This window comes from Streptomyces sp. NPDC059008 (genome assembly GCF_042749045.1).
Classification (GTDB): domain Bacteria; phylum Actinomycetota; class Actinomycetes; order Streptomycetales; family Streptomycetaceae; genus Streptomyces.
The window spans coordinates 465,066-477,467 of sequence record NZ_JBHYJC010000003.1; the positions used below are offsets into that span (position 1 = coordinate 465,066).

Sequence of the window (12,402 nt, forward strand, 5' to 3'; positions counted from 1 at the left end):
CCGGCTGGAGGCGCGCCCCCGTCGGCTGGGCGGCCCTCGCCCGGCTGGACGCCGGAATCCGCAAGCGAAGCCGCCGACCGCCGACTACCGACTGTCAGCGAAGCCGGTGCCGTGCGTGGCCGACGCCCGGGGAGTCGCCCCGACCGCAGGCAGCACAGCCCTTAATGTGCCAGAAGTGACGCCCCATCATGAAAGGAAGATCTTGTGCCTTCTCGACTCAACCCGTACATCAGCTTCGACGGCGACGCCCGGCAGGCCATGGAGTTCTACAAGAAGGTCTTCGGTGGCACCCTGGCGATGAACACCTTCGGCGAATTCGGCGGGCAGGAGGCCGGAGCCGCCGCCGACAAGATCATGCACAGCATGCTCGAGACCGACAGCGGCTTTACGCTCATGTGCGCCGACACCCCGCCGGGGATGGAGTACAAGCCCGGCAACAACATCTCCGTGAGCCTGAGCGGGGACGACGTCGGCGAACTGCGCGGCTATTGGGACAAGCTCTCCGCGGACGGCACGGTCGCGGTTCCGTTGGAGAAGCAGATGTGGGGCGACGTCTTCGGCATGTGCACGGACCGCTTCGGCATCACCTGGCTGGTCAACATCAGCGAGCCGGCCTGAACGAACGGCCGGCAGCATGCCTCCTCCTGTACCGCGATGTCTCCACGGACCGCCTACGTGTGGTTCAGCTCGTGTAGAAGCGCTTGACCGCCTTCAGGAACTCCTTGTCGCTCAGCTGTCCGTCGTTGTCGGCGTCGAGCGTCGTGAAGTACCCCGACGCCTCGTTCGGCGGCATGCACAGGAAGTCGGCCGCGCGGAGGAACTCGTCCTGGCTGATGGTGCCGTCGTCATCACTGTCGAGGACGGCGAAGAGGGTCTGGCAGACCTCCCCCTTGCCCGGACGGTTCGGGGAACGGAATTCGGGCGAGGTGCGGATGGTCACGTACTCGTCAGCGGTCAGGACCTCGTCGCCGTCGACGTCGCCCAGAGAGAGGAGTGAACCCCACTGGGTCTCGTTGGCCCGGATCAGGGCCTGGGCCTTGGGGGAGTCCTCGGGGATGCCGAGGGCGGTGAGGAGCCTACGTGGCGCACGCAGGAAGTCGGTGCGGTCGACGACCCCGTCGCCGTCGGCGTCCATCCGCCGGAACTCCTCGACGAGCGCGTTGTTGCTGGTAGTGGTCATGCCGCCGCAGCGTGCCAGGTGCGGGCCCCGGCAGCGGACGACCCGCCGCCCGGTTACGCCTCACGAGTGAACGGAGGGGCCGTACGCGTGGGCCGTCGGTGCCGTGAAGAGGCGGCCTATACGGGCTGGTCCCGCTGACCGTCGAGCGGCTCCGGAGCGGCGCACCAGTGCACGGCGAGGGCGGCGATGTCGTCGTCGTGGCGCCCTCTGCTGTAGTGGAGGAGGTCATGGTGGAGAGCGTTGAGCAGTTCGCCGGGTCGCCCTGGGGCCTGCCGGCGCAACCAGGGCGCCACCTGGAAGAACTCGCCGTCGCGGTCGCGGGCCTCGGCGACGCCGTCGGTATAGAGGAGCAGCAGGTCGCCCGGGGCGAAATCGAAGGTGTCGATGCTGTAGTGATCACCGATCAGCTCCGCGAGGTTGAGCAGCGGCGAGGGAGCGGTGGGCTCCAGGGCGCGGACCTCCCCGCGGTTGAGGAGCAGCGGCGGGGGGTGTCCGCAGTTGAGGATTCCGATACTGCCGCCCCCGCGTGGGATCTCGGCGATCAGGGCGGTGGCGAAGCGCTCCATCATGCCCTCGGGGGGAAATGCCGCGTTGTAACGGGTACTGCTGGCCTCCAGGCGACGGGCGATATTGACCAGGTCGGCCTCGTCGTAGGCTGCCTCCCTGAAGGAGTTGACCATCGCCGCGGCCGAGCCCACCGCCGGCAGGCCCTTTCCCCGCACGTCGCCGATGAGCAGCCGGACCCCGTACTTCGTGTCGACCACCTCGTAGAAGTCGCCGCCGATACTGGCCTCCGCCGCGGCGGCGAGATAGAGCGCCTCGATCTCGATGGCCCCGAAGCGGCGCGGCATCGGGCTCAGGACCACCTGCTGCGCCGCGTCGGCGACGAGTCGGACCTGGAACAGGGTCCGCTCCCGCCGGAGCCGGACGTGGCTTCCGTACGCGGCCGCCACGGTGACGGCGACGATGCCCGCCGCCGTCCACCATGTGCCCAGGCCGGGGAACACCAGGCTGAGGCCGATCATGAGGAGAAGGCAGACCGTCCCCAGCAGGATGGTGGGGAGTACGGGCCACATGGCGGCGGCGAGGGTCGGCGCCGCGGGCAGGAGCCGGCTGAAGGCCAGTTCCGGGGGAGTGGCGTAGGCCAGGCTGGCGATGATGACAGTCAGGATGACCGGAGACAGCAGAGTAAGTGGCCCCCGGCCGTGGCGACGGCGGAGGCGCAGCTGTCCAGGCTTGATCACACTTCGCAGGATATATGCGCAAAGCAGACATGGTGTGACCGCTGCGTCGGAGTCGGCCGCCTGCGTCCGGACGGTGCACCCTGCTGGGCGATGGTGCCGAGGTCGAGCGGGGTCGGGCCGTCGACGACGGCGGGCCCCGTATGGCCGTGTCCTCGGGCAGCGGCAGTCGGGTGCAGCCGACCGCCAGCAGTAGTAGTCGTGGCGAGCGCGGCCGTGGCGGGCGGCGGCCGTCAGCATGGTCGGGGTGACGGGGGTCGGGGGTGCCCAGGATGATCAGGCGTCAGCACCCCGTAGCCGGGGCCGCCGCCGTCAGGCCGAGCTTGCGGGCGCAGCGTCGGCTACGGCGCCGGCTCCGGCTCCCCGATGTCCTCCCGCCAGAGTTCCGGGCTGGCCGCGACGAAGTCGCGCATCAGTGCCATGCATTCTGCGTCGTCGAGCACCACGATCTGCACACCGTGCTCCGCGAGCCATGCCTGACCACCGTCGAAGGACCGGGCCTCCCCGATCACCACGCGCGAGATGCCGAACTGACGCACGAGTCCGCAGCAGTACCAGCAGGGGGAGAGCGTCGTGACCATGGTCGTCCCGCTGTACGTACGCTGCCGTCCGGCTGCCCGGAACGCGGCCGTCTCGGCGTGCATCGAGGGATCACCGTCCTGCACGCGCCGGTTTCGCCCACTCCCGAGCAGAGCGCCGTCCGCGCCGTACAGCGCGGCTCCGATCGGGATGCCACCCTCTTTCAGCCCGGCGCGGGCCTCCTCCAGCGCGACGTCGAGCAGGGCCCGTTCCCGGATGAGATCCATGCCCCCATTGTGCTCTTCGAGCGTTTCGTGCTCAATGGAGCCAGCGGCTGAAGGGGGACAGCGCGGTGCGGAACCCGAGCGGACGTCTGATGTCCTGGCTCTTCCAAGGCACTTACCGCGGACACGACCTGCCACTCCACCTTGCTGCCATCCGACGGCTCGAGCCGCGCAGGGAAGAGGTCTACGAGCACGAGTACCTGTACTCCTGCCTGAGCGTCCTCGACGCCAAGGCTCAGGTCCTCCTCGGCTATGACGCGCTCCTCATGGCCGCCGCTTCCATCGTGCTCTCCGTCGTTCCGGACGGCACTTCCGCCGGTAAGGCGTTGATCGTCGCGGCGCTCGCGACGAGTGGTGTGTCCTCCGTGCTCTGCCTACCGGTCGTCTGGGTCCAGTGGACGGACACGGACGAGTTCGAGCGAGCGGAGGACTCCTTCAAGCGTCTGCTCGTGATCAGAAATCGGCGCACGATCAGTTACCGGATGGCATGGGTGATAGCTCATCTCGCCGCCGTGCTGCTCATCGTGGGCACCCCGCTTCAGTAGACGTGGAGCAGCACAGGCCGGGCTCGCCGGCAGGCCTGTCGCGCTGCCGTACGGAACGGGTTTCAGCGCACGAAGTGGATCTCCGGGTAGTGGCGTGAGGGGCCGTCGAGCAGGCTGCTGTCCCGGTGGCGCAGATGCTTGTCGAAGAAGGCCGCGAGGTAGGTGCGTTGGACCTCGATGGAGCGGTTGGGGTCGATCGTGCCGAGAATCTGGGTCAGTTGCTCAGGGGTCAGCCGGAACGCGGCTGCCGCCTGGGGGAAGAAGACCTGGTTGTCGACGAAGGAGTTGTGCCCGGAGCCGAGAAGCTTCAGGTCGAGGCGCTCTCCGTGCAGGTGGTCCCAGAACTTCGCCCAGCTCCGGTCGGTATTGCGGTTGTGGTTCTGGGAACTGAACAGCAGGAAGGGGCGTTTGAGCGGCTGGGTCGTCGACGGCCCGAAGAACTGACCGTCCAGGTTCGCACCGGCGTCGATCCTGGAGTCCGCATGCATGGCCGCGGGCACCGCTCCCCCGCCAAGGGAAGCGCCGAACATCCCGATACGGTTCATGTTCACGGACTTTGACAGTCCGCGAGGGAGCGGCTTGTGCTCCACGTCCGGGTTGTGACCGCGGGCGAGCGACTCCAGCTGGTTGATGACGAAGTGGGTGTCCGCCGCCCGGACGGCGATCGTGTCGGACGAGTGGGAACCCGGCGGCATGGTGTTCACCTCGAGCCGCCCCCCGGGGAACTCCACCTCGCTTGCGTCGTGGGTGTGGTCGATGGTGACGACCATGTATCCCCGACTGGCCAGGTCCTGCGCGAGTGCGGTGCCCATCGCGCGGGGCGAGTGGAGCCCGGTCGAGTACAGCAGCACCGGGAGTTTGCCGGCCCTGCGGTCGACCGGTGCGCCGATGTGCCCGGCAGTGGTGGGCAGGGTCACCGAGCCCGGCGGCACCTGGGAGCGGGCCAAGAAGTGTGCGGCGGCGGCGGGTTGCAGCCAGGGCGCGGCGGGATAGCGGTCGGTGTCCGTGGCCGGGTACCACACCGAGACCATCAGCTCGCGCGGCTGGTTTCCCGGCACCCACGGATCCGTCCGTGCCGAGTCGCGCAGGTGGAGGTCGACCATTCCGACGCGATGGCGGCCGGTCGGGGCGGGGAGCGTCAGCTGGCCCGGGGCAGGTGCCGTGTTGATGGGCGCCGCTGTGTCCGAGGGCGCCGCATTATCCAGGGACGCTGCCGTGGTCACGGGCGTACCGGCGGTCTTCTCCGCGGCGGTGGCCGGCGCGATTCCGGCGCCCAGGGCGAGGGTCAGTAGTCCTGTGGTGCCGGCGACCCGGGCCCGCAACCGGCTCTGGCGCCTTCGTGCATGCTTCATGGGCGGCCCCCTCCATGGTGGTGATCGCCATGGGACCGGCGATCGGCTGGCGAGCATCGTATAGGCAGTTTGCCATGGTCGCGCCAACCCGCCTGATTTCACGGGGAGTTCCCCCGCGACACTTGGTGAGATGAGCGCTGTCGACGCGTACGGAAATGCACGGTGTCGGCTTCGTGTCCCGTCCGTTTCCGGGCGTCTGCGACCGGCCTTTCCCGGGACTCGGATGCGCCGAGAACGTCCTGTCGGCGCTCGTGGAGTATGTCATCGAGGCGAGCGGTGTCGAGTGCCAATGCGGGGCAAGCGCCGGGGAAATGGCCTGATGTGGCCGGTCGTAGTTGTCGGTGCCCGGCAGCTCGACGGCCTCGGGGAACCAGTCGCAGCAGCAAAGGGCCAAGCCGGTCGAGTGCCTGTGTGGACGGCCGTTCCGGTGCCTCGGTGCGGCGGCTGGCGGGGCACCTGACCCGGTCAGGAGACCTCTGTGGGGGATGACTGATTCACGCCATCGCCGGACGGTGGCCATCGGATCCCGAATTCCACCGGCGTTGCTCACCGTTTTCACTGAGTGTTTTTGTTACGCGCCAGTTCGTGATCACCAAGGCATCGCCCGTCATCCTCCGAGGGTTTGTGGATCCCTTGAGAAGGGCGGCTTCAGGGGTGACCCTCAGCGCGTCTGCGACTGTGCGTGACGCGATGAATGCACACCGGAAACGCACAGGCAATCGCCCTGGTTGGTATAGGCCTTGGGAATTCCGACACGCCCGGCATGAGGCGGGCGTCTTATAAGCAACTTCTCCCGACGGGGAGTTGAGCGCAGTTCCCGTGAGCCGGTATACAGGGCCCAGCACGAACAGCCTTGTGATTATCCTGTGCTCCCCGTATTCACTCTGGTCGAGTTGCCGCACGGCCATTCCCCACATGCCGAGAGGACGTCGTCCTGCACGCCGTTGCCCGCGCTCCCCGTCCGCACCGCACTCGACGCCGCGCCGACATGCCTCTGCTCGGAGGCGTCCGCCCACCGATCGCCGCACTGCTCTGCGCCCTGCTGGCAGTTGCCGCCTTCACCGCACTCGGTCTCGGTACCGTTCACGAAGAGGATGTCCCGCAGGCCTTACGCGACGCGGAACGCCGGATCGCCGAGGACGCCGCCGATTCGGTCGGGACCTCTCTCCACGCGAGGGCCATGGCCGTGCGCCGCGCCGCGGCTTCGGACGCGCCTGCCGGCGGCAGCACTCCGGCCGTACTCCTGCGATCCCTCCTTCCGGCCGGGCACCCTGCGAGCGGCGGTGCGCTGCTCGACCCGCACACCGGCAGGCCGCTGGCCGCCAGTGGGGAGAAGGTGCCGCTGACCGGGGTGGACGTGGCGGCGGTGGCGCGGCCCCGTACCGCGAACATCGCGCCCCGGTTGGCCCTTTCGGGCCGTGGCGAACCGCGGGTGGTGTTCTTCGCCCGGGTGACCCTCGCCGCTCCGGGCGGCAAGCAGGACGAGAACCACGACCAGGCCGGTGACCTGACAGGCCGTCAGGACCCCGGGGAACGTGAACTCCTGCTCGTCGTCTCGGAGAAGGTCGCTGCTCCAGCGGTGTACGGGGCGGGGCGCACCGGTCAACTGGTGGACCGGAACGGAAAGGTGCTGGCCGCCGCCGGAACGGCCTTGGCGCCCCACACCGACCACCACGCTCTTCCTGCCGCTGCGGCGAACGCCGCGAGCGCCGGTCTCCCCACCGGCGACGTCTCGGGCACCGTGCTCGGTGACGGCCACGACGGGCTGCGCAGGGTCACGGGGTGGGCATCGGTCTCCGCGGCGGACGGCAAGGACGGCAAGGACGGCAAGGACGGCAAGGGCGGCGAGGGCGGCGAGGGCGGCGAGGACGGCGAGGACGACGCCTTCGGCCTGGGGCTGACTGTCCTCTCGGTCAGGGACGTACCCCCGGCGAAGGCGGGCGCCGACCATACCTGGTTCGCCCTCATGGCCGCGGGGGCGTTGGTGGTGATCGCCGTGCTGGTCACCGTGGCACTGTGGGGCAGCATGCAGCGTCCGCTGTTGCGGCTGCACCTGTCCGCTGCCCGGCTGGCCAGGAGCGCCGGCGAGACGACCGGCGACCGCGCGGAGTTGGCCCGATCGGTGCCGGCCGCCGCGTTCGGCGAGCTCGGCAGGGTCGGCCGGGCGCTGGAGTCGATACGCCGCCAACTGCTCGGCGAGACGGGACCGGAGCCCGTGCGGCCGGCGCGGCGCCGCCCCGGTGTCCGGGCTCTGGCCCTGGTCTGCGTACTCGTGATCGCCGCATGGGGGGTGCCGCTGCTGTTCCTGCTCAACCGTGTACCGGCGGCCAAGGCCGTACCGGCGGCGGTCGTCGCCGACCAGCAGGCACGCACCGAGGCCGCCGCTGACCGGGTGCGGCGGTCCCTCGCCCGGAGCTGCACCGATCTCGCGGCGGCGGCGTCAGCCCTCTCCGGTGTGCCGCGCGAGCGGGCGACGGGCGTTCTGCGGCGCGAACGCGCGGCTCACCCCACCTACCGGTCGCTGTATGTGCTGGACCGTACCGGAGCCATCGTGCTGCGGGTGGGGGAGGAGCCGGTGCGCGCCCTCGCTCATGCGCCCACCGGCGACGGAATCACCCAGGTCAACACGTCGGGCACGATCCCCACGATCGCCGCCTACGCCCAGATCCCAGCGGCCGGGAAGGCCGGGAACGCCCCGGACGCCGCCCCGGACGCCGCCCCGGCCGTCGTCGTCGCCGAGATCGGCACGAACGCGCTGAACTCCCTGGTCGCGCGGGAGGGGCTCGGCCGAGTGTGGCTGACCGACGAGCGCCACAGGGTGCTCGCGGCGAGCGTCGGCTTTCAAGCCTTCCAGTCTCTGCCCCACCGAGGTCTCACCCGTCTGGCGGCCGGGACCGAGGCGGCACCCGGCAGCGCGGACAGCGCGGCATCGGCCGTACTGCACGTGGGGACGGCACCCGGCGAGGGCCCATCGGTCGCGGCCGCGGCGCCACTGGCACAGAAGGGGCCGGTCGCCGCACTCCGCTGGCGCGTGGTCTCCGCCGAGCCCGCCGCAGCGCTCAAGCTGGCGGCATATCAGGTGCAGGCCCGCACCATGCTGGCCGGTCTGCTCGCCCTCTCCGTCGGTGTGGCCTGTCTGGGCTGGCTGCACATCGTGGTGGTCAGGCCGCTGCGCGCCGTCACCAGGTGCGCGGAGCGGCTGGCCGGTGGTGACCGTCGCACCGTGCTGTACCCCGTCCACCACGACGAGTGCGGCTCGGTCACGCGCAGTCTGGAACTGCTCCGGCAGGCGCTGGTGGAGCGGGACCGCGGCGGCGGGGGACCCTACGCGACCGCCGTCCCTGCCCGATCGTTCCAGAGCGGCGTCCCGCCGCAGCACTGAAGGACCAATTGACGTGCTTTTCCTCTACGTTGTGCTGCTGTTGAGCTGTGCCGTGCTGCTGGTCGCCGGCGTGCTGGAGCAGCGGCGGCACTACGCCGCGCTGGCGCAGATACCCACCCGGGTGCTGGTCAACGGCATTCGCGGCAAGAGCTCGATCACACGGCTGTGTGCGGGGGCGCTGCGCGGCGGTGATCTGGTCACCGTGGCCAAGACGACCGGCACCGCGGCCCGGTTCATCCACCCGGATGCCACCGAGGAACCGGTCTACCGGAAGTTGGGCATCGCCAACGTCGTCGAGCAGATCGGCATCGTCCGGCGCGCGGCGGCATACCGGCCGGACGCTCTGGTGATCGAGTGCATGGCGGTGATGCCTGCGCTTCAGGAGATCAACCAGGAGAAGCTGATCCGCTCCACCATCGGCGTGCTGTGCAACGTTCGCGAGGACCATCTCGCCGAAATGGGGCCGACGTTGGACGATGTGGCCCGCTCGCTGTCCCGGTCGATGCCGGTCGGCGGGGTCTGTGTCACCGCCGAGCGGGAACGGCTGCACATTCTCCAGGAAGAGGCGGACAAACGGAGGTGCCGTCTGATCTCGGTGGATCCGGAGTCGGTCACGGACGAGGAATTGCGCGGCTTCAGCTGGTTCACCTTCAAGGAGAACGTCGCCATCGCGCTGGCCGTGGCCGAACTGCTCGGTGTGGACCGGTCCACCGCGCTGCGCGGCATGTGGGACGCACCGCCGGACCCCGGCGTGCTCTCCGTCGAGCGCTACCGCACACCGGACGGCAAACGGCTGCGCTTCGCCAACGTCTTCGCCGCCAACGACCCCGAGTCGACGTTGATGAACGTCCGTCAGCTGGAGGAGCTCGGCGCGATCCGCCGCCCGCTGAACGTGGTCGTCAACTGCCGCCCGGACCGGGTCGAACGCAACGGGCAGATGGGTGCGATCATCCCCGCCCTGGCCCCGGAGAAGGTCCTGCTCATCGGGCACCCGACCAAGAGCGCCCGCGACGGCATCCCGCCGGGCTGGTCGTCGGGCCGGGTGGTGGACCTGGGCGGCGACCGGCGCGACGCACAGGAGTTGACCCACGCCGTCCTCGCCGAACTGGGCCCGGATTCCTCGCTGGTGGCCGTCGGCAACATCCACGGCCAGGGCGAGCTGTTCCTGGAGCACCTCGGCAAGCTCCCCGCCGACGACGCCGACGAGCCGCTTCCGGTCGCGCACCCGCCCGAGCCGCAGCCGTACAGCTGGGTGGCGTCGCTGAACCGTTCCAGGACCGGCCCGCATCTCCCGAGACCCGTATCCGCCCACGCCGACGCCCTGCACCAGCCGACAAGGAACCCCCTGTGATCCCCGTCAACGTCACCCCGCAGACCATCGCACTGGGGATAGCCCTCGGACTGGTCTTCTCGCTGGTCTGCTACCTGACCACCAACCTCTCTCCCGGCGGCATGATCACCCCCGGCTGGCTGGCGCTGACCCTCGTCACCGACGTGGTCCGAGCCGCCATGGTGATCGGCGTCACCGCGCTCACCTTCCTCGCGACCAAGGTCCTTCAGCGTCATGTGATCCTCTACGGAAAGCGGCTGTTCGCCGCCGTGGTGCTGGCCGCGGTGCTGCTCCAGACCACGGTGCTGCTCGCGCTCCAGCACGAGTTCCCGCTCCTCTACACCGCCCAGACCCTGGGCTTCATCGTGCCCGGTCTCATCGCCTATCAGTTGGTCCGCCAACCGTTGGCCGCCACCGTGATCTCCACCACGGCCGTGACCCTCGGCACGTACGTGGTGCTCGTCGCCGGGCTGCTGCTGGGGGCGCTGCCCATCGGCTGACCTCGCCGTACCGCCCGTGTCCGCCGCGCCCGAGGGTGCGCGGGGGCCGCCGCCCGTGAAGCCCGCGAACGATCCCCTGCCCCCGCCCGACGTCCCCTGAGAGACCCCGCCATGGCCACGACCGCCCTCGCCCGGGACCATGCCGGCCACCGCCGGCGCACCACCGGGTTCCGCCAATGCCTCACCAGTGATGGGGAGTTGCCCGCCCTTCTGCTGATCCTGGCCGCTGCCGCGGTCCTCTACGCCTGGGGCATCGACCGTGCCGGGGTACACCCGTACTACAGCGCGGCAGTGCGGTCGATGGCGGCGAACTGGCACGCCTTCGTCTTCGGCGGGCTCGACCCGAGCGGCTCGATCACCGTGGACAAGATCCCCGGTGCGCTGTGGCCACAGGCCCTCTCCGTCAAACTCCTCGGACCGTACAACTGGGCGGCGGTGCTGCCCCAGGTACTGGAGGGCCTACTGGCCGTCTGGGCCCTGCACCGGATCGTCCGTGCCTGGGCTGGCCCACGGGCAGGGCTGCTCGCCGCGCTGGTGCTCACGCTCACGCCGGTCACCGTCGTACTCGACCGGCACACCATCCCCGACACTCTGCTCGTCCTGCTGTTGGTCCTCGCGGCGGGATCACTGCAGAAGGCCGTCGCCACCGGGAGACTGCTGCCGCTTCTCATGTGCGGGACATGGGTGGGACTGGCCTTCCAGGCCAAGATGCTCCAGGCGTGGCTCGTCCTGCCGGTCTTCGCCGCGGTGTACCAGATGGCGGCACCCGGCTCCCGGTGGAACCGGGCCTGGCGGCTGCTGCTCGCCGGGGCCACCGCACTCGTCGTCTCCTGCTCCTGGCTGCTCCTGGTGTGGGCGACCCCTGCCTCGAACCGTCCCTACATCGACGCGACCACCAACAACAACCCCTTCACCCTGGTCTTCGGGTACAACGGGCTGAGCCGCTTCGGCCACGACCCGAACGCGCTGGGCGCCGTCGCCGGCACCGCGGCCAGTCGCACCACCGACAACACCGGTTGGACCATGCTGGTCAACCAGGACGTGGGCCCGCAGATCGCCTGGCTGCTGCCGCTCGCCGTACTGGCCCTGGCGCTGGGGGTGTGGTGGCGCGCCGGACAGCCGCGCACCGACGGGCCGCGGACGGGGTTCCTGCTCTGGGGAGGCTGGCTTGCGGTGCACGTCGTGGTCTTCAGCAACTCCAACGGCAACCACGGCTACTACACCACCGTACTGGCCCCGGCCCTCGCGGCGCTGACCGGTGGCGGAGTCGCCCTCTTCTGGGCCCAGTACCGCGCCGGTGGACGACGTCGAGCGGCGCTGCCCCTCGCCATCGGAGTCACGGCTCTGTGGGCTGCGGCAATGGAAGGCCGGCACAGCGCATTCGCACCCTGGCTGCTGCCGGTGGTGCTGATGCTCGGGCTGTGCGGGGTCGTCGGCCTGTGCACCCGCGGACCACGCACGACGCGAAGGGCGGTGCACAGCGCCCTGGCGGCTTCCTTGGCGTCCATCCTGCTCGCCCCGGCGGTCTGGGCCACCTCCTGCCTGGACCCGCGCTATGCCGGCTCACCGCTGTCGCCGCTGGCCGGACCGGTGGGACCCGACTACCGCGACAGGCACCACCATCGGCCCACGTTCCGGCGATACCCCTTGAGCAAGCCGTCCGGTCGGGACGCCGCGCTGCTGAACTACCTCTCCGCGCACCGTTCCGGGGAGAAGTACCTGCTCGCCACCCAAGCCGCCTACGGCGCCGAGCCGCTGCTGCGCGCCACCTCCCAACCCATGCTGATCATGGGCGGCTTCACCGGCTTGACCCCCTATCCGGCCGCGCGGCAACTCGGCGAGCTGGTCTCCACCCACCGACTGCGCTACGCCCTGCTGACCACGCGCCGCCCGACCACACCAGCATCCGCCTGGGTGAAGAGAAACTGCACCCCCATCTCCCCGAGCGCCTACGGCCGCACCTCGGACGGAAGCTTCACCCTCTACGACTGCGCCCGAGGAGCCGACTGACCGGCCGTACGTCACTGGTTCCGCCGCACACCACCTGCCTCGCCGGACCTCCCGGCTCC

General features: G+C 70.0%; 10 protein-coding genes. 6 read left to right on the forward strand and 4 right to left on the reverse strand.

All coding sequences use genetic code 11. From position 1 onward, the window contains the following. Positions 1 to 204: 204 nt before the first annotated feature. Positions 205 to 618 (forward strand): VOC family protein, encoded by a 414-nt coding sequence (locus ACFWZH_RS07455; RefSeq protein WP_384426657.1) that lies wholly within the window; start codon positions 205 to 207, stop codon positions 616 to 618. A gap of 64 nt (positions 619 to 682) precedes the next feature. Here the strand turns inward: ACFWZH_RS07455 and ACFWZH_RS07460 are convergent, their stop codons facing one another. The 3 genes from ACFWZH_RS07460 to ACFWZH_RS07470 form a co-directional block, all read right to left on the reverse strand. After that, entirely contained in the window at positions 683 to 1,180 is a 498-nt protein-coding gene (locus ACFWZH_RS07460) for an EF-hand domain-containing protein (RefSeq protein WP_384426659.1), read from the reverse strand. Between the two features lie 116 nt (positions 1,181 to 1,296). Next, positions 1,297 to 2,424: a PP2C family protein-serine/threonine phosphatase gene (locus ACFWZH_RS07465; protein WP_384426661.1), complete on the reverse strand. Its 1,128-nt coding sequence runs from the start codon at positions 2,422 to 2,424 to the stop codon at positions 1,297 to 1,299. Between the two features lie 338 nt (positions 2,425 to 2,762). After that, positions 2,763 to 3,227, reverse strand: a complete 465-nt coding sequence (locus ACFWZH_RS07470) for a nucleoside deaminase (protein ID WP_384426663.1) — start codon at positions 3,225 to 3,227, stop codon at positions 2,763 to 2,765. Between the two features lie 65 nt (positions 3,228 to 3,292). Here ACFWZH_RS07470 and ACFWZH_RS07475 point away from each other — a divergent pair, with 65 nt between their 5' ends. Beyond that, the gene (locus ACFWZH_RS07475) at positions 3,293 to 3,769 is read left to right on the forward strand and encodes a hypothetical protein (RefSeq protein ID WP_384426664.1); all 477 of its coding nucleotides are present in this window, start codon (positions 3,293 to 3,295) and stop codon (positions 3,767 to 3,769) included. Between the two features lie 62 nt (positions 3,770 to 3,831). On the opposite strand, the gene ACFWZH_RS07480 is transcribed toward ACFWZH_RS07475, so the two are convergent. Then, positions 3,832 to 5,121 (reverse strand): hydrolase, encoded by a 1,290-nt coding sequence (locus tag ACFWZH_RS07480; protein WP_384426665.1) that lies wholly within the window; start codon positions 5,119 to 5,121, stop codon positions 3,832 to 3,834. A gap of 988 nt (positions 5,122 to 6,109) precedes the next feature. Between ACFWZH_RS07480 and ACFWZH_RS07485 the strand changes: the two genes are divergently transcribed. The 4 genes from ACFWZH_RS07485 to ACFWZH_RS07500 all read left to right on the forward strand — a co-directional run bounded on the left by ACFWZH_RS07485 (position 6,110) and on the right by ACFWZH_RS07500 (position 12,343). Further along, on the forward strand, positions 6,110 to 8,503 hold the full coding sequence (locus tag ACFWZH_RS07485) for a HAMP domain-containing protein (protein ID WP_384426667.1): 2,394 nt from the start codon (positions 6,110 to 6,112) through the stop codon (positions 8,501 to 8,503). 13 nt (positions 8,504 to 8,516) lie between these two features. Further along, positions 8,517 to 9,854 (forward strand): poly-gamma-glutamate synthase PgsB, encoded by a 1,338-nt coding sequence (pgsB, locus tag ACFWZH_RS07490; RefSeq protein WP_384426669.1) that lies wholly within the window; start codon positions 8,517 to 8,519, stop codon positions 9,852 to 9,854. After that, positions 9,851 to 10,333, forward strand: coding sequence for a poly-gamma-glutamate biosynthesis protein PgsC/CapC (locus ACFWZH_RS07495; RefSeq protein ID WP_384426671.1), 483 nt, complete (start codon positions 9,851 to 9,853; stop codon positions 10,331 to 10,333). Before pgsB ends, ACFWZH_RS07495 begins: the two co-directional genes overlap by 4 nt. Before the next feature lie 111 nt (positions 10,334 to 10,444). Continuing rightward, complete coding sequence (locus ACFWZH_RS07500) at positions 10,445 to 12,343, forward strand: glycosyltransferase family 39 protein (RefSeq protein ID WP_384426673.1); 1,899 nt, start codon at positions 10,445 to 10,447, stop codon at positions 12,341 to 12,343. The last annotated feature ends 59 nt before the right edge of the window (positions 12,344 to 12,402 follow it).

Bases quoted from the DNA above. Each gene is read 5' to 3' on its own strand.
- ACFWZH_RS07480 (WP_384426665.1), bottom strand. From the start codon at position 5,121: ATGAAGCATGCACGAAGGCGCCAGAGCCGGTTGCGGGCCCGGGTCGCC.
- ACFWZH_RS07460 (WP_384426659.1), bottom strand. From the start codon at position 1,180: ATGACCACTACCAGCAACAACGCGCTCGTCGAGGAGTTCCGGCGGATG.
- ACFWZH_RS07470 (WP_384426663.1), bottom strand. From the start codon at position 3,227: ATGGATCTCATCCGGGAACGGGCCCTGCTCGACGTCGCGCTGGAGGAG.
- ACFWZH_RS07485 (WP_384426667.1), top strand. From the start codon at position 6,110: ATGCCTCTGCTCGGAGGCGTCCGCCCACCGATCGCCGCACTGCTCTGC.
- ACFWZH_RS07500 (WP_384426673.1), top strand. From the start codon at position 10,445: ATGGCCACGACCGCCCTCGCCCGGGACCATGCCGGCCACCGCCGGCGC.